Genomic DNA, 25,197 nt, shown 5'->3' on the forward strand with positions numbered 1-25,197 from the left:
CAGCGGGCCATTTGAGATGTTGGCCGCCCGCGTCAAAAGCCCTGCCTGCGGCAGACAGAAAATTCAGGCTTTCCTGCCCTTGCGCCCCCTCCAGACCAACAGGCCGAGGCCTGTCGCCAGCAGCGGCAATCCGGCAGGCAGCGGCACAATGGCCGGCGCAGTGAAGCTGTAGGTCAGTTTCAACGCCTCCGTGTCCGAGTCCGCGCTCGTCGGAGTTCCTGAATAGTATGGACTAAACCCCCGGGCCGTTGCGAGATTTCCGGCATTCAGGATCAGCTGAGCCCCGGAAGCGAACTCAAAGATCAGGTCGGACATGAGGCGCAATTGTGCGGAATAGCAAAAACAGCCCGCCCCGCCGAGAGAGTTGATTTTCGACCGGTAAAGTCCGGACAAGGTTGCGGACTGGGACAGTGTTTCCGTGCCATCACTCACGGTCACCGTTACCGGCTGGGACAGACGCGCAGTCCGGTTGGCATTGACCGCAAGGGCCGTAATCGTAGACGTTGAAGATGTGGCGCTTTTCCTGAAGTCTCCATCTTCGGCCGAAAAGGAAAAATTCAGCGGATTCCAGGTCATGAGTCCAGACAAACCGGCACCGGCATTTGACGTCACCGTAAGTGTTGCCGCATTTCCAAGAGCCGGCAATAAACAAAAAACAAGCACTGCAACGTATTTCATGAAACCCATAATAAACACCTCTCAGCCACAAAAATAAATACATTCACCACATTAACTTAATATTATTTTAATCTCAAGTTCTTTTAGGTTTTTTTTAAAAAACTCACCAATGAAACAAACTTTTTTCAACCAATTTAAAATTTTTCAATTTAAAATTGAATCATTTTCGAAACTCTATCTTGGATAGCCTTCCGTTCTGAGATCGGCAATTGCACCGTCAAGCGGTTCCTTACGTGCCGCCTTGAAAGGTCTCTTCACCAATTTCCGGGGCTTAGAGCCCGGCCCCATAAATTATGCCTTCAAGCCGCAGAGGAAGTGAGCTTCTTCAAGGCGTAAAAGATCAGAAAATCTAAATCGTTTTCAAGCTTTCTCAACACTGAAGAGGGCTATTTCCTTCGAGAATTTTCAGACGCAAACCGGATTGTGGAAGACTTAGTCAAAAGCTTTGCCCCATGCCTAGCATTGTTCCGCAGTTTTTTCCTGACTTTCTATGTCCGAATGACGCCCGGACACCAAATTCTATAAATCCATCCCTAGTCCGTCTTTAAGGCAACTTGTAGACACACTGTCTCTGTATTTTGGGAAATTTGCCTTTTTGAGCATAAACCCCCACATGATGGTTCAGACATGTACAAGGAGCTATTTGATGACTGCCGCCACAGCCGACCAGCCGCGCCAGGATGTTTTTGATCCGGGTCAGCATCCGGACCTGTTTTCGGGCGTACGCAGCCGTCGGATCTTTGCCTTTTTCATTGACGCGATTGTCATTGCGATGCTGATCTGCGGCGCAGCCATTCTGGTGTTCTTTCTCGGAATTTTCACCCTAGGACTCGGCTTCCTGCTCTATGCTATTCTGCCCGCATCGGTCGCCCTGCTTTATGTCGCCTTCACCTTGGGCGGACCGCAGGCCTCAACCTTTGGAATGCGCGCCATGGGTCTTGAAATGCGCCTGTGGTATGGGTCCAAGCCATATCCGTTGCTGGCAGCCGTCCATGCCCTTTTGTTCTGGTTTTCCGTCTCGCTGCTGACACCTCTTGTGCTGCTGGTTTCCCTGTTTTCTGACCGCAAACGTCTGCTCCACGACATCATTCTCGGCGTGGTGGTGATCAACTCGGAGTATCACCGCAGCTTTGTGCAAAGCCCCGCCTGATCAGGGCGCGTGCAAGACCTGCGTCAGTTGAGCCAGCCGAGCGAGACATTCAATAGAGCGGCAAAGCCGACCCAGAGCGCATAGGGGCAGAACAACAGAGCGGAGACCCTGTCTGCCCGCTATGCCGTGCGGATAAACAGCACAACCACTCCCAAAAGGGCCATAATCACCCCAAAACCGGCCCACATCAGATGCAGCCCGAAAAAAACCGGTGACCAGGCCCAGTTCAGCCCCATCTGAGCGCCCCAAAGCGCCATCCCCAGGGAGCGCGGCGCCCGCATCGCTGTGCGCCAGCCTGCAATGGCGATAAAGATGTAAAGCACCGCCCAGACCGGCCCGAAGATCCAGTCCGGCACGATAAAGACCGGTTTATGCAGCCTTTGATACCAGCTGCCAGGTGTGACCATCAGCCCAATGGCAATGCCCACCCCGAGAACACTGATCACAAACACCGCAAACACTGCAACAGAACGCAGGGTTGAGAGCGGTTTGGGCGCAGCAGCAGGCACAGGTCAGGGTCCCGACACATTAAAAGAGCCTCAGACTTGCGCAAAAGTCTGGACGGATTCAAGCGCCTGCCCGTGTTCGTATGTGCCCCAGACCATCCGCGACTTCCAGGCGACAATGGCCTCAAAGCCTCTCAAACGATCAAATTTCTGAGTCTCAAGCTCCATTTTTTGAAAATAGCCTGTGCTCAACCTCAAAACATGAATATTAGAGTCGACTTTACGGTTCAGCTTTGCTAACGCTGCGCCGCTAACAAACCAACAGGAACATCAAATGTCCCTTTTCAAACGCGTTGGCGCAGTGACATGCGCATTCGTGGCCGGTGCCCTATTGGCTGCACACTCCACATCCGCTTCGGCAGAAGCCCTGACCTTTACGGATATTGCGGGCCGCGAAGTCACCCTCGCGGACAAGCCTGAGCGCATCATCCTTGGCGAAGGCCGCATGATGTACGGCATCTCGGCTGTCACCGAGGGAAATCCATTCGAAAAAATCGTCGGCTGGAACAATGATCTGATCCTCTACGACCCGGACGGCTACAGGAAGTTCCGGGAGGTCTTTCCGGAAGACGTCGACCGGCAGATCAATTTCGGCAACCCTTATGCTGGCGACTTCAGCATCGAAGCCGTTCTGGAAGCCGATGCGGATCTCGTGCTCCTGGAGGCCGGCAGCCTGTTCAAGGCCGAAGAAACCGGCCTGATTGACAAACTCGGCACTGCGGGCGTTCAGGTCGCCTTTATCGACTTCCGCCGCAACGCAACCGAAAACGCCGTGCCCTCGCTGCTGATTCTCGGACGCCTGCTGGGGGAAGAAAAGAAGGCCTCTGAATTCATCGATTTCTACATTGCGCAGATGCGCAAGGTCACCAATATTGTTGATTCGATTCCGGCTGAGGACCGCCCGCTGGTGGTGGTTGAAAACGCTGCCGGCTGGCAGACCGACTTCTGCTGCTGGTCCTTCGGGCCCTATAATTATGGCCGTTTTGTCGAGCTGGCTGGCGGCCTGAACTATGCCTCCACCCTGGCCAATGCCTATTCGGTGACCTTGAACCTGGAAGGGATCATTGACGCCGATCCGAAACATTTTGTGGCCACCGGCGCCAACTGGGCCGAATCCAAGCCCGAAGTGACCTCGGTTCTTCTGGGCTACGAAGCCGATGACGCGGCCAACACCAAACGCCTGGAAACGCTGGCCGCCCGCGGTGGCTTTGCCGATCTGGATGCCGTCAAGGACGGCAACTATCACGTCATCTTCCACCAGTTCTACAACTCGCCCTACCATTTTGTTGCCATCCAGCAGCTGGCAAAGTGGTTCCACCCGGACGATTTCGAGGATCTGGATCCTTGGGCCACCTTCGAAGAACTGCATGAGCGGTTCCTGCCCTTCAAACCCTCCGGCACATTCTGGATGTCGGCATCCGCTCCTCAATGAGGCGGCCGGCTCGCGGGCCCTGCCCGCGGGCCGCTTGGAGACTTCTTTCAAAATGAGCGAACATTTGCTGGCCAGTGAGCCCCAATCCCTGGTGAAGGCCTATCAGAAACGGTCCGGGCGCCGCCTCGCGCTGGTCGCCCTGGCCTGTCTGGCGCTGGCCGCCCTGGTGATTTTCGACATCACCACCGGGCCTGCCAATCTCAGTTATTTCCGGACCCTGCATGTGATCCTGGATCCGTCCATTGCAACTCCGAAGGAAACGGTCATCATCTGGCAGGTGCGGCTGCCCGTGGCGCTGCTTGCGCTTTTTGTCGGCGCAATGCTGGGCGTGGCCGGGGCGGAAATGCAGACCATCTTGAACAATCCGCTGGCCGATCCCTTCACCCTGGGCCTCAGCTCTGCCGCCAGTTTCGGTGCAGCCCTTGCCATTGTTCTGGGCTGGTCCGTAATTCCCGGTGCCGGTGGCCTGTTCGTGTCGGGCAACGCCTTCGTCTTTGCCATGCTCACCTCCTGCGCGCTCTACCTGTTCACCCGCCTGCGCGGCGCGACCCCGGAAGCCATGATCCTGGTGGGCATAGCCATGCTGTTCACTTTCAATGCGCTTCTGGCCTTCCTGCAATATGGCGCCTCAGAGTTTCAGCTGGCCCAGCTGATCTTCTGGCAGCTGGGTTCCCTCGCCCGGGCCACCTGGCCCAAGGTCGGGGTCTGTTTCCTGATCCTCATTCTGGTCCTGCCCTGGTTCATGAGCCGGTCCTGGGCCCTCACAGCCCTGCGCATGGGGGAAGAAAAAGCCGCTGCGCTCGGGGTCAATGTGGGCCTGCTACGGATCACGGTGCTGGCAGGGGTATCCCTGCTTGCGGCCGTGGCCGTGTCCTTTGTCGGGGCAATCGCCTTTGTCGGTCTGGTCGGTCCGCATATTGCCCGCATGGTGGTTGGCGAGGACCAGCGTGGCTTTCTGCCCCTGTCGGCCCTGTGCGGCGCGCTGATCCTGTCCGGCACCTCCATCGCCTCCAAGGCGATCACGCCGGGCATTGTCTATCCGATTGGCATGATCACGTCGCTGATCGGTATCCCGTTTTTCCTTCTGCTTATCCTGGGTCAGCGCAAGAGGCACTGGCAATGAGCGCTCTGTCAGCTGAGGGTCTGCGCTTTTCATATGGCGCGCGAACGGTCTTTGACGGGATCAGTTTCGCCCCTGTCACCCCGGGCCAGCTCACCGCCCTGATCGGACCCAATGCGGCGGGAAAGTCCACCTTGTTCCGGCTGATCTCCGGGCTGTTGAAGCCTGCCTCGGGCAAGGTCTATCTGGACGGGGAGGATCTGGACCGCCTGCCGGTGCGCACCCGGCTGCAACGGGTCTGCTTCATGCCGCAGTTTTTCACGGCCAATGCGGCCCTGACCGTTTTTGACGTGGTCATGATGGCCCACAAGCAGCTGAAAGGCTGGCGGGTCTCCGAAACGGACATGCAAACTGTTGCCGCCGCACTGCACGAGGCCGGGATCGGACATCTGTCGGACGCCTATGTGAGCGAGCTGTCCGGCGGGCAATCCCAGATGGTCTCCGTTGCCCAGGCATTGATCCGCAAATCGGATGTCTACCTGTTCGATGAACCCACCTCGGCGCTCGACCTGCGCCACCAGATGGATGTTCTCGCCCAGATCAAGGCGGCCATCGCCCGGCGCGGGGCTATCGGCATTGTCGCTCTGCACGACCTCAATCTGGCCGCCCGCTTTGCCGATCACCTGATCCTGATGGGCAATGGCCGCATTCTGTCCCAGGGCACCCCGGCCGATGTATTGAAAGCCGAAGCCATTTCACAGACCTATGGAGTGGCCATTGAAACCTCCACAGGCCCAAGAGAAGAACTGATTGTCCATGCTTACCCGTCGTGACTTCGTTCTGTGCATGACTGCCATGGCAGGCGCCAGCTCCGCCCTGGCCTGCCCTGCCCCGGCACCGGTCAAGGGGGCTGAGGGCCGCGCCCACAGCCTCTTGATGCTCAATGCCGGGTGCGGCGATCCGGACACACCCAATGTGTTCGAACCGGCAATCCTGCGCATTCAGCCAGGCGACAGCGTGACCTTTGTTCCAACCGACGAAGGCCACAACTCGGCCTCCAAACGGGGCATGATCCCGGACGGGGCCGAGCCCTGGAACGGGGCGCTGAACGAGGCGCTCACAGTCACTTTCACCGAGCCGGGTCTTTATGGGCATATCTGCCTGCCACATTATGAATGGGGCATGGTTGGGCTGATCGCCGTCGGCACCGACTGGCCCAACCTGAAGGCTGCCCGCAAGGTGCGCCATCCCGGCAGGGCCCGAAAAGTGTTCCGGGCGCTGTTCAAGGACCTGCAGGCAGAGGCCTGATCAAGCCCATCCCCTGTTTGCCGGGCCGTCCGGCAGGCGTGTGAGCCCATGACTGCCGTCTTTCAACTGCAATCTTCGCCTTTCCAGGGCCTTGAGAGGTATAAGCTCTTTCAATGCACTGGCCGCCTGATCTAAAGTGCCGGTTCGGCAAGTCGCCACATGAGGCTTTGGACAGGTGAATGCATTCCGTTGATATTGCGATGGCGCTGACCTTTCTGGTGCTTGCGTCCACCGTCATCCTCTACGCTCTGGAGCGCTACCCGATCGAAACAGTCGCTCTTGCGTCCGTGACAGCGTTCATTCTGATCTTTTCAGTCTTTCCGGTCGAAACCGCCACAGGCAAGGCGGTCACAACGGCTGATTTCCTGATGGGATTTGCCAATCCGGCGCTGGTGACCGTGATCTGTCTGCTCATTATCGGCCAGGGTCTGTTCCAGACCGATGCGCTGGAAGCTCCTGCCAAAACCATTGTGCGCATGACACGGGGGCGCTCGCATTACGCCGCCATTCCGATCCTGGCGGCCGTCGCCGTTCTGAGCGCCTTTTTGAACAACACACCGGTCGTGGTGATGTTCCTGCCGATCCTGACCGCTGTTGCGGCGACAGTCGGCCAATCCCCGGCCAGGGTTCTGATGCCGCTCTCCTTCATCGCGATCCTCGGTGGCATGACCACGTTGATCGGCTCGTCAACCAATCTGCTGGTTGCCAACTACGCCGCCCAGAATTCCGATGTGAAACTCTCCTTCTTCAGCTTTACCCCAATTGGCCTGATCGTGGCCGGAACCGGGGCGGTCTATGTGCTTTTTTTAATGCCCCGGCTGATGAAGACACGCCAGACCATGGCGGAAGAGTTTCAGGCAACCTCCGGCAAGCAGTTTATCGCCCAGATCGAAATCACCTATGGCCATCCGCTTGTCGGGGTGGAATCGGTCTCCGGCATGTTCCCTCAGCTCAAGGACATGACCGTCCGGCTGGTGCAGCGCGGCCAGAAGCCGATCCTGCCACCTTTTGAGAATGTGGTCCTGTCCCCCGGCGACACGGTGATTGTTGCGGCCACCCGCACAGCCCTTGCCAATGCCCTCGCCCGCCGCCAGCCCCTGATGGAAGCCGATACGGACACAAACGGCATCGGCCGGGATCAGCAGGCGGCCCAGCCCGGCTCTATCAGCCTGGCGGAAGTGGTCGTAGCCCCGGCCTCCCGGCTCATGGGCCGCACCTTGCCCCAGTCCGGCTTTTATGCCGATACGGGCTGTCTGGTCATGGGCATCCAAAGACGCAGCCGCATGCCGCGCATGGCCATGAACGATATCCGCCTGGAAGCAGGTGATGTGCTTCTGGTGGCCGGCAATGAAGACGAGATTGCCCGTCTGCGCGGCAACCGGGATGTTCTGCTGCTGGATTGGTCAACGGCCGAAGTGCCCCGGCGCCGCTATGCGCCGCGGGCTCTGGCGATCTTTGCCTGCGTCGTGGTGCTGGCTGCCTCGGGCTTTGTTCCGATTGTCTCAACCGCCATCGCCGGTACCTTTGCGATGATTGCGTCGGGCTGCCTCAACATCCGCCAAGCCATGCGTGCCATCGACAGCCGCATCTTCATGCTGGTTGGCGCCTCGCTCGCCGGGGCCGTCGCGCTGGAATCCACCGGAGGCGCCACGGCCATTGCCGGAGGCCTGGTCGAGCTGCTGCAAGGGGCCTCTCCTGCCATGGTCTTGTCCGCCCTTTTCTTCATTGTCATGGTGCTGACCAACTTCCTTTCCAACAACGCGGCCGCCGTTCTCTTCACGCCGATAGCGCTGAAGCTGGCGGATCAGATCGGCCAGCCTCCAGAGGCCTTTGTGGTCTGCCTGATCATCGCCGCCAACACATCCTTTGCAACCCCGGTCGGCTATCAGACCAACCTGATTGTTATGGGCCCCGGCCATTACCGGTTTGTCGACTTCCTGCAGGCAGGCGCTCCCCTGGCCCTTATTTTGTGGTTGACCTTCTCTTTGGTCGCGCCATGGTATTATGGGATGTAGACTGAACCAGACTTCACACCTCCAGACGCTTGAGGTTTCGCGGGACAAAAAGGTGACACGGCATCCCACAGATCATCCGCAATTCTATCTGACGGCCCCTGCGCCCTGCCCTTATCTGGAGGGCAAGCACGAGCGCAAGGTGTTCACGCATCTGGTCGGCCATGGCGCTCTGGCGCTGAATGAGGTTCTGACCCAGGGCGGGTTCCGCCGCAGCCAGAACATTGCCTACCGCCCGGCCTGCGAAAACTGTCAGGCCTGCATCTCCGTAAGGGTGCGTGTGAATGATTTCAAATGGAGCAAATCCTTCAAGCGGGTCTGGAAAGCCGGGGCGGATCTGGTTGGGGCCCGCCTTCCGGCAAGCCCCTCCGCCGAGCAATATGACCTTTTCCGGGACTATCTTCAGGCCCGCCACGAAGATGGCGGCATGACGGAAATGAGCGTTCTTGACTATGCCATGATGGTCGAGGACACCCATGTGGAGACTCTGGTGATCGAATACCGCCGCCGGGGGCCGGACAGTTTCGTGACCGGAGCCGGGCACGGCCCGCTGCTGGGTGTTGCCTTGAGCGATCAGCTCAGCGACGGCCTTTCCATGGTCTATTCCTTCTACAATCCCGGCTTTTCAGACACCGCGCTCGGCACCTACATGATCCTGGATCACATTGAGCGTGCCCGCAAAATGCGCCTTCCTTACGTCTATCTCGGCTATTGGGTCGAGGGGTCGGCCAAAATGTCCTACAAGGCCCGCTTCAAACCCCAGGAACATCTGGGACCGAATGGCTGGACGGTGGTGGAAGCGGACAGCTCCGCGGCGGAGCCAGGCTAGAGCATCGTGCGATAAGTCTGCACCATTTGATGCTGGACAGCAGATCCTTCGGCAAGGCGCTTCGCGCAGCGCGATGCGGTGTATCGGGCAAGCGACGCAACGCTGCCGATGGGCTGCTTTCCATCACCCGAGGGGCCGGTCTGCTTTGCCCGCTGACATCGTTGGATCGCACTTGTGGTGGGAAACACCAAGGCGCGCGATCCGCCTCCTCAGCAGACAAAGCAAATCCGGTCAAATGGCGCAGACTTGTCGCACGAGGCTCTAACGGCAGCCGGACCCGGCACACCTCTGCGCAGGTCCAGTCAAACCCTTCCTTGCGTCCCTCTATTCCGGTAGATAAGCGCTGATCTTGTCAAAGACCGAGCGGAACATCTCTTCCGTCAGGCGGCCCGTATTGGTGTTGTAGCGGGAGCAGTGATAGCTGTCGAAAAGGGCCAGCTCATATCCCGGCAAGGGATGATGGGCTCCATGGGCGAAGGGAAATTGTGCACGGCGCAGCTCCAATGCCGACAAGAACGTCTCATGGGCAATCCGCCCCAGCGCCAGAACGGCCCGAATGGAAGGATTGGCGGCGAGCGTGGACAGAAGATAGGGCCGGCAGGTCTTGATTTCAGGGCCCGTCGGCTTGTTCTGCGGCGGCAGGCAGCGCACCGCATTGGTGATCATGGCGTTGCGCAGCTTGAGGCCGTCATCTGGCCGGGCCAGATAAACCCCTTCGGCAAAGCCGTAATCCAGGAGCGTCTTGTAAAGGAGGTCGCCTGCATAGTCGCCCGTGAACGGGCGGCCGGTGCAATTGGCCCCCTTCATGCCCGGGGCCAGCCCGATCACGAGTAGCTGTGGCTTGATGGACGTAAAGGAGGCAACCGGGGCGTTGTGCCAGTCTGGATGGGCAAGCTTCAGCTCTTCGCGGAATGCGACGAGCCGGGGACATTCCGGGCAATCCAGAGGCGGATCGACCGGTACGTCATGTGCGTCAAAAACCGGCATCACCCTGTCTTAGTAATCGTCATCCTCATCGTCCTCATCATCATGGGACGACAATTGCGGGCGCACAGGGCGCTCGGACGGATCGCGGCCGATCTTGTTGGCCAGGCTGGCCAGATCTATGAAGTGGTCGGCCTGGCGGCGCAGATCGTCGGCAATCATCGGCGGCTGGGTTTTCAGTGTCGACACAACACTGACCTTGCGCCCCTTGCGCTGCAGAGCCTCAACCAGAGACCTGAAATCGCCGTCGCCGGAAAACAGAACGATATGATCGACAGATTCCACAAGCTCCATGGCATCGACAGCAAGTTCGATATCCATGTTGCCTTTGACTTTCCGCCGCCCTGCACTGTCCACAAATTCTTTGACCGGCTTGGTGATCACCTTGTAACCGTTATAGTCCAACCAATCGATGAGCGGGCGGATGGACGAATATTCCTGATCTTCGATCAACGCAGTATAGTAATACGCGCGAAGCAGATATGCTTGCCCTTGGAATTCTTTCAGCAACCGCTTGTAGTCGATGTCGAATCCAATTGCCTTAGCTGTCGAATACAAGTTGGCTCCGTCAATAAACAAAGCAACTTTTTCTCGAGCGTCAAACATATGATGTGAAACCTTTCCGAGTTAAATGCGTTGTTCATGAAAAGCAACGAAGTGGCTGGATCCCGCAGCCAAACCGGTTTTCTCCACCATTCAAACAACACATTTTACTGAGGGGACCAGCAACGCAGCCGCTACTCTCAGCTTATTGTTTTCTTTTTCCCACCGACCTGTTGATTCTTATAGGCCCCAAATATTGCCCTACACTATATTATTGGAGCGCTGCAACGCAAAAGCGAGCAGGGTTCATAAAAAAATCGATAAAATTCAAACAAAACCGGATGGGCCTCCCGAAGCCCCTCACCTGCCAAAGTTGACTGGGGCTTGCATTTTCCAAGTGTGGCCACTATACGCTGGTTTTTCAAGTTCATTTAACCTATGGAGACGTCGAATGGCGCGCGTGACCGTCGAGGACTGCATCGACAAGGTCGAAAACCGGTTTGAGCTGGTGCTGCTTGCTGCGCATCGCGCTCGCATGATCTCGAGCGGTTCGCCGCTGACCATCGACCGCGACAATGACAAGAATCCGGTCGTTGCCCTGCGCGAGATCGCCGAGCAGACCGTCAGCCCGGAAGATATGAAAGAAGACCTGATCCACTCTCTGCAGAAATTTGTGGAAGTGGACGAGCCCGAGGCCGAAGCCGTGCCTGTGGTGCCGTCTGCCAATCAGCATCAGGTCACCCAGGTCAATGCCGTCGATGACAGCGCGGTGGAATTTGACCGCATGTCGGAAGAAGACCTGCTGCGCGGCCTGGAAGGGCTTGTGCCGCCGGAGCGGACTGACGACGTCTGATCCATCGTTCAAGAGCCGCCTGAAATGCAGCCAATCCGGTAACGCGTTTCAGGCGGTCTTTCCTTTCCCTGCTGAAGTCTCAGCCGGTTGCCTGGGTCGGTTGCGGCCATGATGCGTCAATACGAACTCGTTGAACGGGTTACGCGTTACAATCCGGAAGCAGATGAGGCCTTGCTCAACAAGGCTTATGTCTATGCCATGCAAAAGCATGGCTCGCAGATGCGCGCCTCCGGCGATCCCTATTTTTCCCATCCGCTTGAAGTTGCCGCGATCCTGACCGACCTGCGTCTGGACGATGCGACCATTGCCGTCGCCCTTCTCCATGACACGATTGAGGACACGGACGCCACCCGGGCCGAAATCGACGACATGTTCGGTGAGGAAATCGGAAAGCTGGTCGAGGGACTGACCAAGATCAAGCGGCTCGATCTTGTATCCCGCAAAGCCAAGCAGGCAGAAAATTTCCGCAAGCTTCTGCTTGCCATTGCAGATGATGTGCGCGTGCTTCTGGTCAAGCTGGCCGACCGGCTGCACAACATGCGCACGCTGCACCATATGCCGGAGCACAAACGCGGACGGATCGCCGAAGAAACGATGGAAATCTATGCGCCGCTGGCCGGGCGCATGGGGATGCATGACATGCGCGAGGAGCTGGAGGATATTTCCTTCCGCACCCTCAATCCGGAAGCTTATGAGACCATCACGGACCGGCTGGCGGATTTGCGGGAAAAAAACCGGGATCTGATTGCCGATATCGAGACCACCTTGAGCGAGCGCCTGAGCGAGCGCGGCATGGCAGCCGAGGTCAAGGGCCGGGAAAAGCGCCCCTATTCGATCTTCCGCAAGATGCAGCGCAAGGCCATCGGCTTTGAGCAACTGTCCGATCTTTACGGCTTCCGGGTCACGGTCGGCACGGAAGAAGCCTGCTACCGGGTTCTGGGGGTCATCCATACGACCTGGCCCACCGTTCCGGGCCGGTTCAAGGACTATATTTCCACCCCGAAGCAGAACGATTACAAGTCGATCCACACGACCATTGTCGGCCCCTCGCGCCAGCGGGTTGAATTGCAGATCCGCACCATCGCGATGGACCGGGTTGCCGAATACGGCATTGCCGCCCATGCGCTTTACAAGGACGGGGAACTGGGCGGGCGCAACATTGCGCGCCACACAGAAGACTGCCGGGCGTTTGAATGGCTGCGCCGCACCACCGAGCTGCTGGCCCAGGGCGACACGCCGGAAGAATTCATGGAGAACACCAAGCTGGAGCTTTTCCACGATCAGGTGTTCTGTTTCTCACCCAAGGGCCGGCTGATCGCTCTGCCCCGCGGGGCGACCCCCATCGACTTTGCCTATGCAGTTCACACCGGCATCGGCAACACCTGTGTGGGGTGCAAGATCAACGGCAAGATCATGCCGCTTGTGACCGAGCTGCATAACGGGGACGAGGTGGAGATCATCCGCTCTCCGGCCCAGACCCCGCCCCCGGCCTGGGAAACGATTGCAGTCACCGGAAAGGCCCGGGCCGCGATCCGCCGGGCCACCCGGGAATCGGTGCGCAAGCAGTATGGCGCGCTCGGTGAACATATTCTAAAACGGGCCTTTGCCCGGGCCGACAAGGTCTATTCGGAAGATCTTCTGGAGGCGGTTCTGGGCGAGCACCACCAGTCCACCGTCGCCGATCTTCTGGCTGCTGTCGGCCGGGGCGATCTCAGCGCCCAGTCGGTCTTAAAATCCGCCCATCCCGACTATCAGGACGAACGGGTCGCCATGACCGGCCCGCCGCTGGAAGAAGGCTGGTTCGGCCTGAAACAGGGGCACGGGCTTAAATTCCGGATCCCGCCCGGTGAGCTGGGGGCGGAGACGGAGACACAGTTGCAGACGGGCGCGCAAATGGAGGCTCCAACGGGAACACAGACCGGTGGTCCGGAGGGGGACGGCGGCTCTGAACAAGCCCCTGCACTGGCCATCCGGGGCCTTTCAGGGGACATTCCAGTCAGTTTCGCCCCCGATGGCGGCGCTGTGCCCGGCGACCGGATTGTCGGCATCTTGACCCCGTCGGAAGGACTGACCATCTATCCGATACAGTCACCGTCGCTCAAGGCCTATGACGACCATGCGGAGCGCTGGGTCGACGTGCGCTGGGACATTGACGTGAACAACCCCGAGCGGTTCCCGGCCCGACTTGACATTTCGGCCGCGAACGAGCCCGGATCCCTGGCCACCATCGCCCAGGTCATCGGCGAAAACAGCGGGAATATCGACAACGTGAAGATGGTCCAGCGGGCCCCGGATTTCCACCAGATGATCATCGATCTGGAAGTCTGGGATCTCAAACACTTGAACCGGATCATCAATCAGCTGCGGTCCAAGCCGAACGTCTCAAGCGTCAGCCGGGTCAATGGCTAGGTCAGGACCGTCCGGCCGCACTGGCTGGAGATCCGGACTTGGAATGCGCTCAATGGTTTAAAGCCTTTTATGTGCTCAGCCAGTCTTCAATGTGCTGTGCCAGAGCAGATCAGGCGAAAGAATGAAGACTGAGAGGAAACCTGTTTCATGACACGCGATGAAGTGTTGTCTCTGTTCCGCGAAGCCGGGGCGATTCTGGAAGGCCATTTTATTCTGACCTCCGGGCTGCGCAGTCCTGTATTCCTCCAGAAAGCCCGTGTGTTCATGTATCCGGACAAGACTGAAAAACTGTGCAAGGCACTGGCTGAAAAAATCGAAGCCGCCGGCCTCGGTCCGATCGACTATATCGTTTCCCCGGCCCTGGGCGGGCTGATCCCGGGCTATGAAACCGCCCGGCACCTGAAGGTTCCGGCCATGTGGGTGGAGCGCGAGGACGGGGAGTTCCGCCTGCGCCGTTTCGACCTGCCGCAAGGCGCCCGGGTCATTGTTGTTGAGGATATCGTAACCACGGGGCTGTCGAGCCGCGAAACGGTAACCTCGTTGAAAGCTCTTGGTGCTGAAGTTCTGGGAGTGGCCTGTCTGATTGACCGGTCCGGTGGAGAAGCAGATGCCTCCGTTCCGGTGATCGCGCTGGCGGAATACAAGGTGCCGGCCTATGAGCCGGACAATCTGCCCCCGGAACTGGCCGCCCTGCCTGCGGTGAAACCGGGAAGCCGTGGCTTGACCTGATCTGAGATGCCCCGAGGGAGAGACTGATCTAAATGCTGTTCCAACGCCGACACAGACCCTCGCGTATCGAACGCCTGCGCGTTGCCGTCTGGCCCCGGAACAGCTGGTCCCGCTCGACCCGCTATTTCGGCAAAAGGGTGCTGCGCCTGACCGCAACGCCCCATGCCATCGCCATTGGCTTTGCCGCCGGGGCCTTTGCCTCCTGTACCCCTCTGGTCGGATTTCACTTCCTCACGGCCTTCGCCTGCGCCTATATCGTGCGCGGCAATCTGATCGCCTCCGCGCTTGGAACCTCGATCGGAAATCCACTGACCTTTCCCTTCATCTGGGCCTCGACCTTCAAGCTGGGACAGTGGATTTTGTACGGCCGTGCCCCGGAAGCCGACCCGCACCAGGTGCATCAGCGCTTTCAGGAGGGCCTGTTCGAACGCTCTTTTGATGCGCTCTGGCCCATGCTCAAGCCCATGTTTGTGGGCTCCGTACCCATCGGGCTGGTGGTTGGTACCGTCTCTTATTTCATCGTCTATAAAAGCGTGGAAGTTTACCAGCGCCGGCGCAAGCAAACCCTGGCCGAACGGGGCAAACGCGCCTTTCCCCCTCCGGGCCCGCCTCTTGAAGGCGATGGCGGTGCTTGAGTTTCCAGGCCAAGTCCCCACCTATGGGGACGGCCCATTTGTGAAACCGGATTTCTGACAGTATGATCCTTGGCATTGGCAGCGACCTGATCGACATAAGGCGCATCGAAAAGACGCTTGAGCGTTTCGGCGCGCGCTTCACCAACCGGGTATTCACGGAGATCGAGCAGGCCAAGTCGGATCGGCGCGCGCAGCGCGCAGCCTCCTATGCAAAACGGTTCGCGGCCAAGGAAGCCTGTTCCAAGGCCCTGGGCAGCGGAATACGGATGGGCGTGGCCTGGCGAGAGATGGGCGTTGTCAATCTGTCTTCGGGCAAACCGACCATGGCCCTGACCGGCGGCGCGGCCGAACGCCTGGCCACGATGGTGCCAGACGGGTTCAAACCCGCCATCGACCTGACCATCACGGACGATTTCCCCCTCGCCCAGGCCTTTGTCGTGATTTCCGCCTGGCCGGAGACCTGGCCTGATCCCCCCGCTTCCCGCCCGGACTAAACTGTTCGCGGGCACAGTGCACACCGCATTGCGTCCAATTGGGTTACCCTTTAAGAGTTGCGCGTGGCAGCGACCCTGTCGTCCCGAGCCACAGTCAAAATATTTCAAGGATTGTTATGAGCGTGTCGGAAAACAAAAAGAGCAAGGATGGCGGTCTTTATGAACTCGTGAAGGTTGTTGTTCAGGCACTGCTGCTTGCCCTCCTTGTGCGCACCTTCCTGTTTCAGCCGTTCAACATTCCGTCAGGGTCCATGAAGGACACGCTGCTGGTTGGCGACTATCTGTTCGTCTCCAAGTTCAGCTACGGCTATTCGCGCTACTCCTTTCCCTTTGGCTTCATTCCCTTTTCCGGCCGGATCTGGGAAACGGATCCCAAGCGCGGGGATGTGGCCGTGTTCAAGCTGCCAACCGATACCAAAATCGACTATATCAAGCGGGTGATCGGCCTGCCCGGCGACACGGTTCAGGTGCGCCAGAGCGTTCTTTACATCAATGGCGAACCGGTGAAGAGAGAACGGATAGACGACTATATCGAAACGTCGGAATCCGGCCTTGTCCGTCGGGTGCCGCGCTACCGCGAGACCCTGCCCAACGGGGTGTCTTACGATACGCTCGATATCACGCCGCGTGGTGCGCTTGACAACACCCGGGAATTCAAGGTGCCGCCCGGCCACTATTTCATGATGGGCGACAACAGGGACAATTCCCAGGACAGCCGGGTCCTGTCCCATGTCGGCTATGTTCCGCTGGAAAATTTCATCGGGCGGGCAGAGGTTCTGTTCTTCTCCGTTGAGGACGGAAAGGCGGGCTGGCAGTTCTGGTACTGGCCGTGGTCCGTGCGCTGGAGCCGGATCGGCACACTCCTTTAGGTCCCAGCCGGCAAACCGCGTTTCCTTTCTGAAATTTTATCAGGCCCGGATACGGAACTTTGTTCCCGTTCCGGGCTTTTGCCTTGTGCACTCTCTGGTATAAGCAGGCCGCATGACACAAAAGCAGACGCAAAATGCGATTTCGCGCCTCAAGGCGGCGCTTGACCACGACTTCAAGGATCTGGAGCTGCTCCGGGTCGCCCTGACCCATGCCAGTGCGCTTGCGCCGTCAGAAACGGTTTCGGGCAGCTATCAGCGGCTCGAATTTCTGGGAGACCGGGTGCTCGGGCTGGCGGTGGCCTCCATGCTGCATCAGCACTTTCCAAAGGCCGATGAAGGAGAACTGGCCCGGCGGTTCAACCATATGGTCAAACGCGAGACCTGCGCGGACATCGCCCAGGAGCTTGGCGTCGGTGATGCCATGCGGATCGGCCTTGCCGAGGCCCAGACCGGCGGGCGGAAAAAGACCGCCCTTCTGGCCGATATTTGCGAAGCGCTGATTGCCGCGATCTATCTTGATGGCGGCTTTGACGCAGCGGCGCGTTTTGTCAGGCGCCTTTGGGAGCCGCGCATGTTATCCTGGACCGGCCCCTTGCGGGACGCCAAGACAACATTGCAGGAATGGGCCCAGTCCAAGAGCCTGCCAACGCCGCGCTATGAAGTGACCGGACGGCATGGACCGGACCATGCCCCCAGCTTTACCGTGGCCGTTATCGTGAAAGGGCTGGAGCCGGGTGAAGGCATAGGCGGCTCCAAACGGATTGCTGAACAGAATGCAGCCGAGGCTGTTTTGCGCCGAGAAGGCGTTTGGAAGGAATGACACGACTTTGAGCGACGACCATCAGACCGGCGACAACAAGCAGCCGGAAGACGAAGACACCGGCTTCATTGCCCCTGCCCCACGGTTCGACATGCCTTTGCCCGAGCCGCTGCCTGTCATGCCCGCAGATACGAAAGCCGGGTTTATTGCCCTGATTGGTGCACCCAACGCAGGCAAGTCGACCTTGATCAACCAACTGGTCGGCACCAAGGTCTCCATCGTCACCCATAAGGTTCAGACCACCCGCTCGATTATTCGTGGGGTTGCCATGCATGACGCGGCCCAACTCGTCTTTATCGACACGCCCGGCATATTCAAACCGAAGCGGCGGCTCGACCGGGCCATGGTGGACACCGCCTGGGGCGGTGCCCGGGACGCGGACCTGATTGCCCTTCTGATCGATGCCCGCAAGGGGATCGACGACGAAGTCGAATCCATTTTAAAGCGCCTGAAAGGCCAGTCCGCCCCCAAGGTTCTGATCCTCAACAAGACCGATGTCGCCAAGCGGGAAAGACTGTTGCAACTGGCGCAAAGGGCCAATGAGTTTCTTGAGTTTGAAGAGACCTTCATGATCTCCGCCCTGACCGGCGATGGCACCCAGGCAATTCTGGACCATTTTGCCGCCAAGGTGCCGGACGGTCCCTGGCTCTATCCGGACGATCAGCCTTCGGACCTGCCCTTGCGCATTCTGGCGGCAGAAATCACCCGCGAGAAGCTGTTTGAGCGGCTGCATCAGGAACTGCCTTATATTTCGACGGTGGAGACCGAACAGTGGCAAAGCCGCAAGGACGGCTCTGCACGCATCGAACAGACCATCTATGTGGAGCGGGACAGCCAGAAAAGCATCGTTCTGGGAAAAGGCGGCCAGACGATCAAGGCGATTTCGAAAGCGGCCCGGGAGGAACTCTCGGAGATCATCGAAGCCCCCGTGCATCTGTTCCTGTTTGTGAAAGTGCGCGAGAACTGGGCCGATGATCCGGAGCGCTACCGGGAGATGGGGCTTGAATTTCCCAAGTAACCGGCCCCACAACTGTCCTGTGGCAGATCAACGATCTGGCGCGGGAGCAGACCCCTTGACCGTAAAGACACGGAACGGCTCGAACACAGGACGCAGCCTTTGGAATGGAGCAGCCGCGGCGTGGTACTGTCCACCCGCAAACACGGCGAAAATGATGTCATTCTGGAAGCCCTGACCCTGGACCATGGCCGGCACCTGGGGCTTGTACGCGGCGGGCGATCCCGGCGCAACCGGCCCATTCTGCAGCCCGGCAACGAACTGGACCTGACCTGGTCCGCCCGCCTGTCCGACCATCTGGGGTCTTTCCGCCCGGAACCGCTAACCCTGAGGGCGGGCGGCCTGATGACCAGCGCCCTTGGCCTTGCCAGCCTGCAGCATCTTGCCTTTCTGCTGCGGCTCTTGCCCGAACGCCATCCCTATCCAAGGCTGTTTCAGGCGCTTTCGGTGGTTCTGGAACATTTGGAAGCACCGGATGCTGCGGCAGCGCTTCTGATCCGGTTTGAGCTGGAACTGCTTCAGGACCTCGGATCCGGTCTGGATCTCAGCGCCTGTGCAGCAACCGGGCACACGGAGGATCTGATCTATGTGTCACCGAAATCAGGCCGTGCGGTCAGCCGGGAGGCGGGCACTCCCTATCACGACCGACTGCTTCCCCTGCCCTCCTTCCTGCTGGACGGCCAGCGCCAGCAGGGCAGTGAACTGACCTGGCGCGATGTCGCGCAAGGTTTTGAATTAACTTCGTTTTTCTTGCAGATCCAGCTGGAGGAGTACGGCAAGGACAGCACCGCGACCAAAACCGCCCTCCTGAGTGCCCTCGAAAAACGCTACCGCCAGGACTTCCCCTGGAATTTTCCGGACTAGAGCGTCGACAAGGATATGCCGCCCGGCGTGAGGAGGCCGGAAACCTATGGAATGTCCGGCTCAAGCGAACGCCAGACGAATTCGCGCTGCGGGCCGGAATAATAAACATCCCTCGCAACACCCGTGACATCCTTGATGGGAATATACCCGATAGCGCCCAGGACCCGGCTGTCCTGCGAACGGTCCAGATTGTCCCCAAGGACAAACAAATGGCCTTCGGGCACCAGATATTCCCGGGTATTGTCCAGTGCACCGTCAGGCGCCACGTTCAGGACTTCATACGACCGGCCGTTGGGCAGTGTGATCCTGTCCTTTTCAAAGATTTCCTCAGTCCCATCGTCACTTTTCATGACATAATCCGCAGTCCGCATAGCTGGCAACGGGGCCCCGTTCAAGACCACCTGCCCATCCCGCATCTGAATGGTTTCGCCCGGCAGGCCAATCAGTCGTTTTACGTGGTCTAACCCTCGTTTCGATTTGAAAACAATAATATCCCCCCGGACCGGGGCGTAGGTTTCTCCGAAACCGGGATAGACAACCGAGGCAAAAAACTGGTCCCCCACTTCCAAGGTGGGCAACATGCTGGTGGCCGGCACGGAATAGTTCTTGGCACGCAAGACATAGTAGCCTTGCCGGTCAGCCCAAAAGGCGGACGCCCCCAGGACCAACACGATTGCGACCGTCAAGAAAACCGCTTTTTTGGACATCCGTCCCATAGCTCGGCAAAATTGCCAATTAACAATACCACCTATAAGTATTTTCCCTTTGGTTACAACTTGTTTTGGCAAACGCACGGTCTTCCTCTTGCCGGAGGCGCAGCACCGCCACCCACAGAACCGGGAAACATGCTGAAATCCGTTGAAAATCGGCCATTTCAGGCTTCGAAATACAGGGAACGAATTGCGCAGGCGGGCCGAACCGGGTAGCAGAAACCTTATGGGAAAAGAGACGACACCACCGCCAAGCGGCATCGAGGGGATCAACCTCAAGGACGCGCTGGAAGAGCGCTATCTGGCCTATGCCCTGTCGACCATCATGCACCGGGCTTTGCCGGATGTGCGGGACGGGCTGAAACCCGTTCACCGGCGACTGCTCTATGCCATGAGACTTTTGAAGCTGGACCCCGGGGCAGGCTTCAAGAAATGCGCCCGTGTGGTTGGCGATGTCATCGGTAAATACCACCCGCATGGGGACCAGGCGGTTTACGACGCTCTGGTGCGCCTTGCCCAGGACTTCGCGCAGCGCTATCCGCTGATCGACGGCCAGGGCAATTTCGGCAATGTGGACGGCGACAATGCGGCGGCCATGCGCTACACCGAAGCGCGCATGACCGACACCGCCAAGCGCCTGCTGGACGGTCTTGACGAGAATGCGGTCGACTTCCGGGAAACCTATGACGGGGAGGACAAGGAACCGATCGTTCTGCCCGGCGGCTTTCCCAACCTGCTCGGCAACGGCTCTTCCGGAATTGCGGTGGGTATGGCCACATCGATCCCGCCGCACAACGCCCATGAGCTCTGCCAGGCGAGCCTGCATCTGATCAAGAACCCCAAGGCCGAGGTGGACGAGCTGCTGGAGCATATCAAGGGCCCGGATTTTCCGACCGGCGGGCTTCTTGTCTCCGATCAGGGCTCCATCCGCGAAGCCTATGCGACAGGGCGCGGCAGTTTCCGTGTCAGGGCCCGCTGGGCAGTTGAGGATCTGGGCCGGGGCCAATGGGCCATCGTAGTCACGGAAATTCCCTATCAGGTGCAGAAATCGCGCCTGATTGAAAAGATTGCCGAGCTGCTGACCGCCCGCAAATTGCCGCTTCTGGACGATGTACGCGATGAATCGGCTGAAGATATCCGCATTGTGCTGGTGCCCCGCTCCCGCAATGTGGACGCCAATCTGCTGATGGAATCCCTTTTCAAGCTGACCGATCTGGAAAACCGGTTCTCCTTGAACATGAATGTGCTTTCCATGGGCAAGGTGCCCATGGTGATGGGTTTGAAACAGGTGCTGCGCGAGTGGCTGGACCACCGCAAGAACGTTCTGATCCGCCGCTCCGAGTACCGGCTTGGCCAGATCAATCACCGGCTTGAAGTTCTGGAAGGCTATCTGGTTGCCTATCTGAACCTGGATGAGGTGATCCGCATCATCCGGGAAGAAGATGATGCCAAGGCCGAACTGATCCGCACTTTTGAACTGACAGATGTTCAGGCGGAAGCCATCCTCAACATGCGCCTGCGGTCCTTGCGCAAACTTGAGGAAATGGAAATCCGCAAGGAACATGACAAGCTGAGCGCTGAGAAGGACGAGCTGACCAGGCTGCTCGGGTCCGATGCCCGTCAATGGACCCGGATCTCCAAGGAAATCACCGAGATTGCCAAGGTTTATGGCCCGGAAACGGAGATCGGCCGCCGGCGTACGGACAAATCCGAGGCACCGGAAGCCGATCTGGTGGATATCCAGCAGGCGATGATCGAGAAAGAACCGGTCACGGTCATCATTTCCGAAAAGGGCTGGATCCGCGCCCTGAAAGGGCATCAGAGCGATCTGTCCAGCTTGTCCTTCAAGCAGGGGGACAAGCTGAAACTGTCCTTCCATGCGGAGACGACCGACAAGATCCTTGTCTTCTCCACCGGCGGCAAGTTCTTCACCCTCGGCGCCGACCGGCTGCCCGGCGGGCGCGGCCACGGCGAACCGATCCGGCTGATGGTGGAGATGGACGAGGCCCAGGATGTGGTCAATGCCTTTGTGCACAAGCCAGGCCGCACTCTGCTTCTGTCTAGTTCTGAAGCCCGTGGCTTTGTTGTGTGCGAGGACGATGTGATCGCCAATACCCGCAAGGGCAAGCAGGTGCTTAACCTCAGCGCCCCGGCGGTGGCCTCCCTTTGCGTTGACGCCACCGGTGATCAGGTTGCGATAATTGGTGAAAACCGGAAGCTGCTGGTGTTCCCGATTGCTCAGGTCGCCCAGATGAGCCGCGGACGCGGCGTGCGCCTGCAGCGCTACCGGGACGGCCATATTTCCGATCTGCGGGTCTTCTCCAGTGAGGCGGGCCTCACCTGGACCGACAGCTCCGGGCGCAGCTTCACCCGTACGCTTGAGGAACTGGCCGACTGGCGCGGGGACCGGGGCCAGGCCGGGCGCTTGCCGCCCACCGGGTTCCCCCGATCCAACAAATTCGGCCCAGGAAAGCTGTAGGGTGCAACTCTTTCAACCCGCCCAGAGGCTTCAAAAGGGCCAACAAGATCTGTCCGGCTGACACGTAGACAGGCGCGGGCAAGCTGTTTCAAATGCTGCTGGTGGACTCAATGAGCTGCCGCCAGCGTCCAGGAGAAAAGCCATACGTCTGTTTGAAATGGCGGCTCATATGGCTTTGATCCGCAAAGCCGCACTCCAGAGCGCTGGCTGCAAGAGAGGCCCCTCCGCTCAGCAGCGTCTTGACGTTCTCAAGTCTGCGCATGATCAGAAATCGGTGCGGACTGGTGCCATAATACTGTTTGAATTGCCGCGACAAACTGAAACGGTCGAGACCAGACAATTTAGCAAGATCTTCCACCTTCACCGTCTCGTGGCAGGTCTCGCGCAAATACTCCGCACATCGTTTTATGGCGGTCTCATGCACCGCAGAGCGAGCTGGATTTTTGCCGCTGCCATGCTTTGCCAGACAGGCCGCAAGATCCGCAACGAGATCCGTGCGCTTCAGGTCCCCGATCTCGCAACGGATGTCACTCAGCGCAGCGCTCACATCCTGCTGAAACTGCCGGTCGGACAGAACCGGAGAGGCGACAAAAGGCAGGCCTTTGATCCCATTCGCGTCAAGCGCCTCCGCTATCTTTTCCGGTGAGATGTAAATCATGCGGTAGCGAAGCCCCAGTTCAGTGCCGGCGCCGCCGTCATGCACCTCGTCCGGATGGATCACAATCACCTGCCCCGGCAACGAAGCCCATGCTTCCCGGCGATAGGAAAATGACTGAACGCCAGCGAGTGTCAGCCCGATGGCATATGTGTCATGCCGATGAGGCTCAAACCCGTTGCCGTGAAAACGCGCTTCGATCCGTTCGATCCCCTGCTCCGGCGGCGATGTCCAAATCGCGTCCTCTCCCCGCCTGCACAAACGTTCAAGACCCGCCCCCTCTGCTGTCACTAGGTTTCTTTGGACGCCCGTTGAACAAATCCCCTTTATGGAGTTCTCCTGCATGTTCGAGACCAAATTTGTCGTTGTGGTTCGAGACGATCTGGCCACCTGGCAAAAACTCAACGTGGTCGGCTTCCTTGCCACCGGCGTGGCAGCGGCAAAACCCGGCATTATTGGCGAAAATTACCGGGATGCAGCCGGAAATCTTTATCACCCCATGAGTGTTCAGCCAATCATCGTCCTCAGCGCGGATGCTCCGGCTTTGAAAAAGATCCACCAAAGATCGATCCAGCGCGAGGTGCAGACCAGCCTCTATCTGGAGGAGATGTTCCGCACCGGCCACGATCACGCAAACCGGGAGATCTTTGCCAAATTCACACCAGATGACGCAAAAGTGGTTGGGCTTGCGCTGCACACGGACAAGAAGATCGCAGACAAAATCACCAAGGGCGCACGCATGCACTCCTGATGCGAACATGTTGCCAACGCGCATGATTTTTCTCGACGCCCCTTCCGCCAGACGGCATTCTTCCGTATCGACGCAGGTGAAACCCGCCTGCCGGACCACCGTTCCATGAAGATACCGCACCGAGTTTCCACATGCCTTCCACACCTCCTCCACAGGCTGCCCGGCCAGCACCTCTGCCAAGAACCCACTTCAAGGCGTTTCGACAGATCCCCACCCGGTGGATGGATGTGGACATCTACGGCCATGTCAACAATGTGCAATATCTGAGTTTCTTCGACACGGCCGTCAATGGTTGGTATGTGGACCAGGGTCTTCTGGATCCGCGGGCCGGAAACGAGATCTTTCTGGTGGTCGAAACCGGCTGCCATTACTTTGCCGAACTCACCTTTCCCGGCCTGGTGACCGCTGGCCTAAAGGTCGAAAAACTCGGCACAAGTTCTGTTGTTTTCCGGGTTGGGCTGTTTTCAGAAGCGGCTGAAACCACGGCTGCCCATGGCCGGTTTGTTCATGTTCTGGTGGACCGGCAGACCCGGCGCCCCTGTCCCATGGGCGAGAGGGCGCAGCGTGCGCTTTCAAGCCTTGCGGATTGACAGCGCCAGCCCGTCCCCTGGCCGCCATTGCACAGGCATGCCACAGGCTATCCCCGGGAAAAACGACGTAAAAGACCTGGTAAACTGCTGGCTTTTCCACAAGCTGCCCACAGCTTTTCCGCAAACTGTCCCCATGATGACCGGAATCAGGAGCGCGCGCATTTGCTCAAGCGGTGTGGAAAACTGGACAGGTTTCAACGATCTGTCCGCAGAGACAGCAAAAATCAGCTGAAATTCTTCATCAAGCGGGCTTTTTCCCGCTGCCAATCGCGTTTCTTTTCTGTTTCGCGCTTGTCATGCAGCTTCTTGCCCCGTGCCAGAGCCAGTTCCAGCTTGGCCCTGCCCTGCTCATTAAAATAGAGCTTGAGCGGGACAATCGTCTTGCCTTCCTTTTGAACCGCACCGGCCAGCTTTCCGATCTCCCGCTTATGCAGGAGGAGCTTGCGCGGGCGCCGCGGTTCATGGTTGAATCGGTTGGCCTGAAGATACTCGGGAATATAGACGTTGTAGATCCAGATCTCGCCGCCATATTCGGCCGCGTAGGATTCGGCAATATTCGCCTTGCCGTTGCGCAGGGATTTGACTTCCGTGCCCTTCAGCTCGATCCCTGCTTCCAGCGTATCCTCGATTTCGAAATTGAAGCGGGCCTTCCGGTTGTCCGAAATGATCGTCCGTCCCGGAACGCCTCCCTTTTTCGCTGCCATTTTTATCCTTCAGAGAGCTTTGCCGAGCGAGAGCAAATCGCGTCTTTTGAAATTTACCTTTTCCCGCTTGAAATCAGGGATTTCAACGCAAAAGATAAACCAGTTTGACTCCATATCA

The 25,197-nt window shown here is 58.6% G+C and carries 25 protein-coding genes and 1 pseudogene; 19 read left to right on the forward strand and 7 right to left on the reverse strand.

The window, feature by feature from the left end; genetic code table 11:
• Window positions 1–63: 63 nt before the first annotated feature.
• Complete coding sequence (locus ACXAH0_RS21185; RefSeq protein WP_475178646.1) at window positions 64–576, reverse strand: hypothetical protein; 513 nt, start codon at window positions 574–576, stop codon at window positions 64–66.
• A gap of 748 nt (window positions 577–1,324) precedes the next feature.
• Between ACXAH0_RS21185 and ACXAH0_RS21190 the strand changes: the two genes are divergently transcribed.
• Window positions 1,325–1,828: an RDD family protein gene (locus ACXAH0_RS21190; protein ID WP_475178644.1), complete on the forward strand. Its 504-nt coding sequence runs from the start codon at window positions 1,325–1,327 to the stop codon at window positions 1,826–1,828.
• A gap of 23 nt (window positions 1,829–1,851) precedes the next feature.
• Here the strand turns inward: ACXAH0_RS21190 and ACXAH0_RS21195 are convergent.
• Window positions 1,852–2,235, reverse strand: a pseudogene (locus ACXAH0_RS21195) (TspO/MBR family protein).
• A 373-nt stretch (window positions 2,236–2,608) separates the two neighbouring features.
• Here ACXAH0_RS21195 and ACXAH0_RS21200 point away from each other — a divergent pair.
• The 6 genes from ACXAH0_RS21200 to ACXAH0_RS21225 all read left to right on the forward strand — a co-directional run bounded on the left by ACXAH0_RS21200 (window position 2,609) and on the right by ACXAH0_RS21225 (window position 8,975).
• Window positions 2,609–3,766, forward strand: a complete 1,158-nt coding sequence (locus tag ACXAH0_RS21200) for an ABC transporter substrate-binding protein (RefSeq protein WP_475194884.1) — start codon at window positions 2,609–2,611, stop codon at window positions 3,764–3,766.
• A gap of 52 nt (window positions 3,767–3,818) precedes the next feature.
• Window positions 3,819–4,889, forward strand: a complete 1,071-nt coding sequence (locus ACXAH0_RS21205; protein ID WP_475194886.1) for a FecCD family ABC transporter permease — start codon at window positions 3,819–3,821, stop codon at window positions 4,887–4,889.
• Entirely contained in the window at window positions 4,886–5,659 is a 774-nt protein-coding gene (locus tag ACXAH0_RS21210) for an ABC transporter ATP-binding protein (RefSeq protein ID WP_475194888.1), read from the forward strand. The genes ACXAH0_RS21205 and ACXAH0_RS21210 overlap by 4 nt, the downstream gene beginning before the upstream one ends.
• A complete protein-coding gene (locus ACXAH0_RS21215; RefSeq protein ID WP_475194890.1) occupies window positions 5,643–6,134 on the forward strand; it encodes a pseudoazurin in 492 nt (163 codons plus the stop codon). Before ACXAH0_RS21210 ends, ACXAH0_RS21215 begins: the two co-directional genes overlap by 17 nt.
• Window positions 6,135–6,313: 179 nt before the next feature.
• A complete protein-coding gene (locus tag ACXAH0_RS21220) occupies window positions 6,314–8,149 on the forward strand; it encodes a sodium:proton antiporter (protein ID WP_475194893.1) in 1,836 nt (611 codons plus the stop codon).
• A 52-nt stretch (window positions 8,150–8,201) separates the two neighbouring features.
• Window positions 8,202–8,975, forward strand: a complete 774-nt coding sequence (locus tag ACXAH0_RS21225) for an arginyltransferase (protein WP_475194895.1) — start codon at window positions 8,202–8,204, stop codon at window positions 8,973–8,975.
• A gap of 324 nt (window positions 8,976–9,299) precedes the next feature.
• Here the strand turns inward: ACXAH0_RS21225 and ACXAH0_RS21230 are convergent, their stop codons facing one another.
• Window positions 9,300–9,962 carry a uracil-DNA glycosylase gene (locus tag ACXAH0_RS21230; protein ID WP_475178619.1) on the reverse strand — a complete coding sequence of 221 codons (663 nt, stop codon included), beginning with the start codon at window positions 9,960–9,962 and terminating at the stop codon, window positions 9,300–9,302.
• A 9-nt stretch (window positions 9,963–9,971) separates the two neighbouring features.
• Window positions 9,972–10,565 carry a LabA-like NYN domain-containing protein gene (locus ACXAH0_RS21235; protein ID WP_475178615.1) on the reverse strand — a complete coding sequence of 198 codons (594 nt, stop codon included), beginning with the start codon at window positions 10,563–10,565 and terminating at the stop codon, window positions 9,972–9,974.
• A gap of 388 nt (window positions 10,566–10,953) precedes the next feature.
• On the opposite strand from ACXAH0_RS21235, the gene rpoZ reads away from it, so the two are divergent.
• The 9 genes from rpoZ (at window position 10,954) to recO (ending at window position 19,190) form a co-directional block, all read left to right on the forward strand.
• On the forward strand, window positions 10,954–11,355 hold the full coding sequence (rpoZ, locus tag ACXAH0_RS21240) for a DNA-directed RNA polymerase subunit omega (protein WP_475178610.1): 402 nt from the start codon (window positions 10,954–10,956) through the stop codon (window positions 11,353–11,355).
• A 108-nt stretch (window positions 11,356–11,463) separates the two neighbouring features.
• The gene (locus tag ACXAH0_RS21245; protein WP_475178607.1) at window positions 11,464–13,764 is read left to right on the forward strand and encodes a RelA/SpoT family protein; all 2,301 of its coding nucleotides are present in this window, start codon (window positions 11,464–11,466) and stop codon (window positions 13,762–13,764) included.
• Window positions 13,765–13,911: 147 nt separating this feature from the next.
• Window positions 13,912–14,493 (forward strand): orotate phosphoribosyltransferase, encoded by a 582-nt coding sequence (gene pyrE, locus ACXAH0_RS21250; protein WP_475194897.1) that lies wholly within the window; start codon window positions 13,912–13,914, stop codon window positions 14,491–14,493.
• 32 nt (window positions 14,494–14,525) lie between these two features.
• The gene (locus ACXAH0_RS21255; protein ID WP_475178598.1) at window positions 14,526–15,128 is read left to right on the forward strand and encodes a DUF2062 domain-containing protein; all 603 of its coding nucleotides are present in this window, start codon (window positions 14,526–14,528) and stop codon (window positions 15,126–15,128) included.
• Between the two features lie 62 nt (window positions 15,129–15,190).
• Window positions 15,191–15,622: a holo-ACP synthase gene (gene acpS / locus ACXAH0_RS21260; protein WP_475178594.1), complete on the forward strand. Its 432-nt coding sequence runs from the start codon at window positions 15,191–15,193 to the stop codon at window positions 15,620–15,622.
• Between the two features lie 116 nt (window positions 15,623–15,738).
• Window positions 15,739–16,491, forward strand: coding sequence for a signal peptidase I (gene lepB / locus ACXAH0_RS21265; protein WP_475178590.1), 753 nt, complete (start codon window positions 15,739–15,741; stop codon window positions 16,489–16,491).
• A 112-nt stretch (window positions 16,492–16,603) separates the two neighbouring features.
• Window positions 16,604–17,311 (forward strand): ribonuclease III, encoded by a 708-nt coding sequence (gene rnc / locus ACXAH0_RS21270; RefSeq protein WP_475194899.1) that lies wholly within the window; start codon window positions 16,604–16,606, stop codon window positions 17,309–17,311.
• Between the two features lie 91 nt (window positions 17,312–17,402).
• Window positions 17,403–18,329: a GTPase Era gene (gene era, locus ACXAH0_RS21275; protein WP_475194962.1), complete on the forward strand. Its 927-nt coding sequence runs from the start codon at window positions 17,403–17,405 to the stop codon at window positions 18,327–18,329.
• A 99-nt stretch (window positions 18,330–18,428) separates the two neighbouring features.
• Window positions 18,429–19,190 carry a DNA repair protein RecO gene (gene recO, locus ACXAH0_RS21280; RefSeq protein WP_475178583.1) on the forward strand — a complete coding sequence of 254 codons (762 nt, stop codon included), beginning with the start codon at window positions 18,429–18,431 and terminating at the stop codon, window positions 19,188–19,190.
• A 44-nt stretch (window positions 19,191–19,234) separates the two neighbouring features.
• Here recO and lepB (ACXAH0_RS21285) read toward each other — a convergent pair whose 3' ends face one another.
• Window positions 19,235–19,984 (reverse strand): signal peptidase I, encoded by a 750-nt coding sequence (gene lepB, locus ACXAH0_RS21285; RefSeq protein ID WP_475194900.1) that lies wholly within the window; start codon window positions 19,982–19,984, stop codon window positions 19,235–19,237.
• A gap of 142 nt (window positions 19,985–20,126) precedes the next feature.
• Here lepB (ACXAH0_RS21285) and parC point away from each other — a divergent pair, with 142 nt between their 5' ends.
• Entirely contained in the window at window positions 20,127–22,379 is a 2,253-nt protein-coding gene (gene parC, locus ACXAH0_RS21290; RefSeq protein WP_475194901.1) for a DNA topoisomerase IV subunit A, read from the forward strand.
• 88 nt (window positions 22,380–22,467) lie between these two features.
• Here parC and ACXAH0_RS21295 read toward each other — a convergent pair whose 3' ends face one another.
• Window positions 22,468–23,325, reverse strand: a complete 858-nt coding sequence (locus tag ACXAH0_RS21295; RefSeq protein ID WP_475194903.1) for an AraC family transcriptional regulator — start codon at window positions 23,323–23,325, stop codon at window positions 22,468–22,470.
• A gap of 52 nt (window positions 23,326–23,377) precedes the next feature.
• Between ACXAH0_RS21295 and ACXAH0_RS21300 the strand changes: the two genes are divergently transcribed.
• Window positions 23,378–23,785 (forward strand): DUF2000 family protein, encoded by a 408-nt coding sequence (locus tag ACXAH0_RS21300; protein ID WP_475194904.1) that lies wholly within the window; start codon window positions 23,378–23,380, stop codon window positions 23,783–23,785.
• Window positions 23,786–23,916: 131 nt separating this feature from the next.
• Window positions 23,917–24,375: an acyl-CoA thioesterase gene (locus ACXAH0_RS21305; protein ID WP_475194907.1), complete on the forward strand. Its 459-nt coding sequence runs from the start codon at window positions 23,917–23,919 to the stop codon at window positions 24,373–24,375.
• 224 nt (window positions 24,376–24,599) lie between these two features.
• Here the strand turns inward: ACXAH0_RS21305 and smpB are convergent, their stop codons facing one another.
• Entirely contained in the window at window positions 24,600–25,079 is a 480-nt protein-coding gene (gene smpB / locus ACXAH0_RS21310; protein ID WP_475178564.1) for an SsrA-binding protein SmpB, read from the reverse strand.
• Window positions 25,080–25,197: the final 118 nt, after the last annotated feature.

Source organism: Roseibium sp. AWQ4_290, assembly GCF_056160985.1.

Coding starts and splice junctions, on each gene's coding strand:
- ACXAH0_RS21185 (WP_475178646.1), bottom strand. CDS start 576: ATGACCTGGAATCCGCTGAATTTTTCCTTTTCGGCCGAAGATGGAGAC.
- ACXAH0_RS21190 (WP_475178644.1), top strand. CDS start 1,325: ATGACTGCCGCCACAGCCGACCAGCCGCGCCAGGATGTTTTTGATCCG.
- ACXAH0_RS21200 (WP_475194884.1), top strand. CDS start 2,609: ATGTCCCTTTTCAAACGCGTTGGCGCAGTGACATGCGCATTCGTGGCC.
- ACXAH0_RS21205 (WP_475194886.1), top strand. CDS start 3,819: ATGAGCGAACATTTGCTGGCCAGTGAGCCCCAATCCCTGGTGAAGGCC.
- ACXAH0_RS21210 (WP_475194888.1), top strand. CDS start 4,886: ATGAGCGCTCTGTCAGCTGAGGGTCTGCGCTTTTCATATGGCGCGCGA.
- ACXAH0_RS21215 (WP_475194890.1), top strand. CDS start 5,643: ATGCTTACCCGTCGTGACTTCGTTCTGTGCATGACTGCCATGGCAGGC.
- ACXAH0_RS21220 (WP_475194893.1), top strand. CDS start 6,314: ATGCATTCCGTTGATATTGCGATGGCGCTGACCTTTCTGGTGCTTGCG.
- ACXAH0_RS21230 (WP_475178619.1), bottom strand. CDS start 9,962: ATGCCGGTTTTTGACGCACATGACGTACCGGTCGATCCGCCTCTGGAT.
- ACXAH0_RS21235 (WP_475178615.1), bottom strand. CDS start 10,565: ATGTTTGACGCTCGAGAAAAAGTTGCTTTGTTTATTGACGGAGCCAAC.
- rpoZ (WP_475178610.1), top strand. CDS start 10,954: ATGGCGCGCGTGACCGTCGAGGACTGCATCGACAAGGTCGAAAACCGG.
- ACXAH0_RS21245 (WP_475178607.1), top strand. CDS start 11,464: ATGATGCGTCAATACGAACTCGTTGAACGGGTTACGCGTTACAATCCG.
- pyrE (WP_475194897.1), top strand. CDS start 13,912: ATGACACGCGATGAAGTGTTGTCTCTGTTCCGCGAAGCCGGGGCGATT.
- ACXAH0_RS21255 (WP_475178598.1), top strand. CDS start 14,526: ATGCTGTTCCAACGCCGACACAGACCCTCGCGTATCGAACGCCTGCGC.
- acpS (WP_475178594.1), top strand. CDS start 15,191: ATGATCCTTGGCATTGGCAGCGACCTGATCGACATAAGGCGCATCGAA.
- lepB (WP_475178590.1), top strand. CDS start 15,739: ATGAGCGTGTCGGAAAACAAAAAGAGCAAGGATGGCGGTCTTTATGAA.
- rnc (WP_475194899.1), top strand. CDS start 16,604: ATGACACAAAAGCAGACGCAAAATGCGATTTCGCGCCTCAAGGCGGCG.
- era (WP_475194962.1), top strand. CDS start 17,403: ATGCCTTTGCCCGAGCCGCTGCCTGTCATGCCCGCAGATACGAAAGCC.
- parC (WP_475194901.1), top strand. CDS start 20,127: ATGGGAAAAGAGACGACACCACCGCCAAGCGGCATCGAGGGGATCAAC.
- ACXAH0_RS21300 (WP_475194904.1), top strand. CDS start 23,378: ATGTTCGAGACCAAATTTGTCGTTGTGGTTCGAGACGATCTGGCCACC.
- ACXAH0_RS21305 (WP_475194907.1), top strand. CDS start 23,917: ATGCCTTCCACACCTCCTCCACAGGCTGCCCGGCCAGCACCTCTGCCA.
- smpB (WP_475178564.1), bottom strand. CDS start 25,079: ATGGCAGCGAAAAAGGGAGGCGTTCCGGGACGGACGATCATTTCGGAC.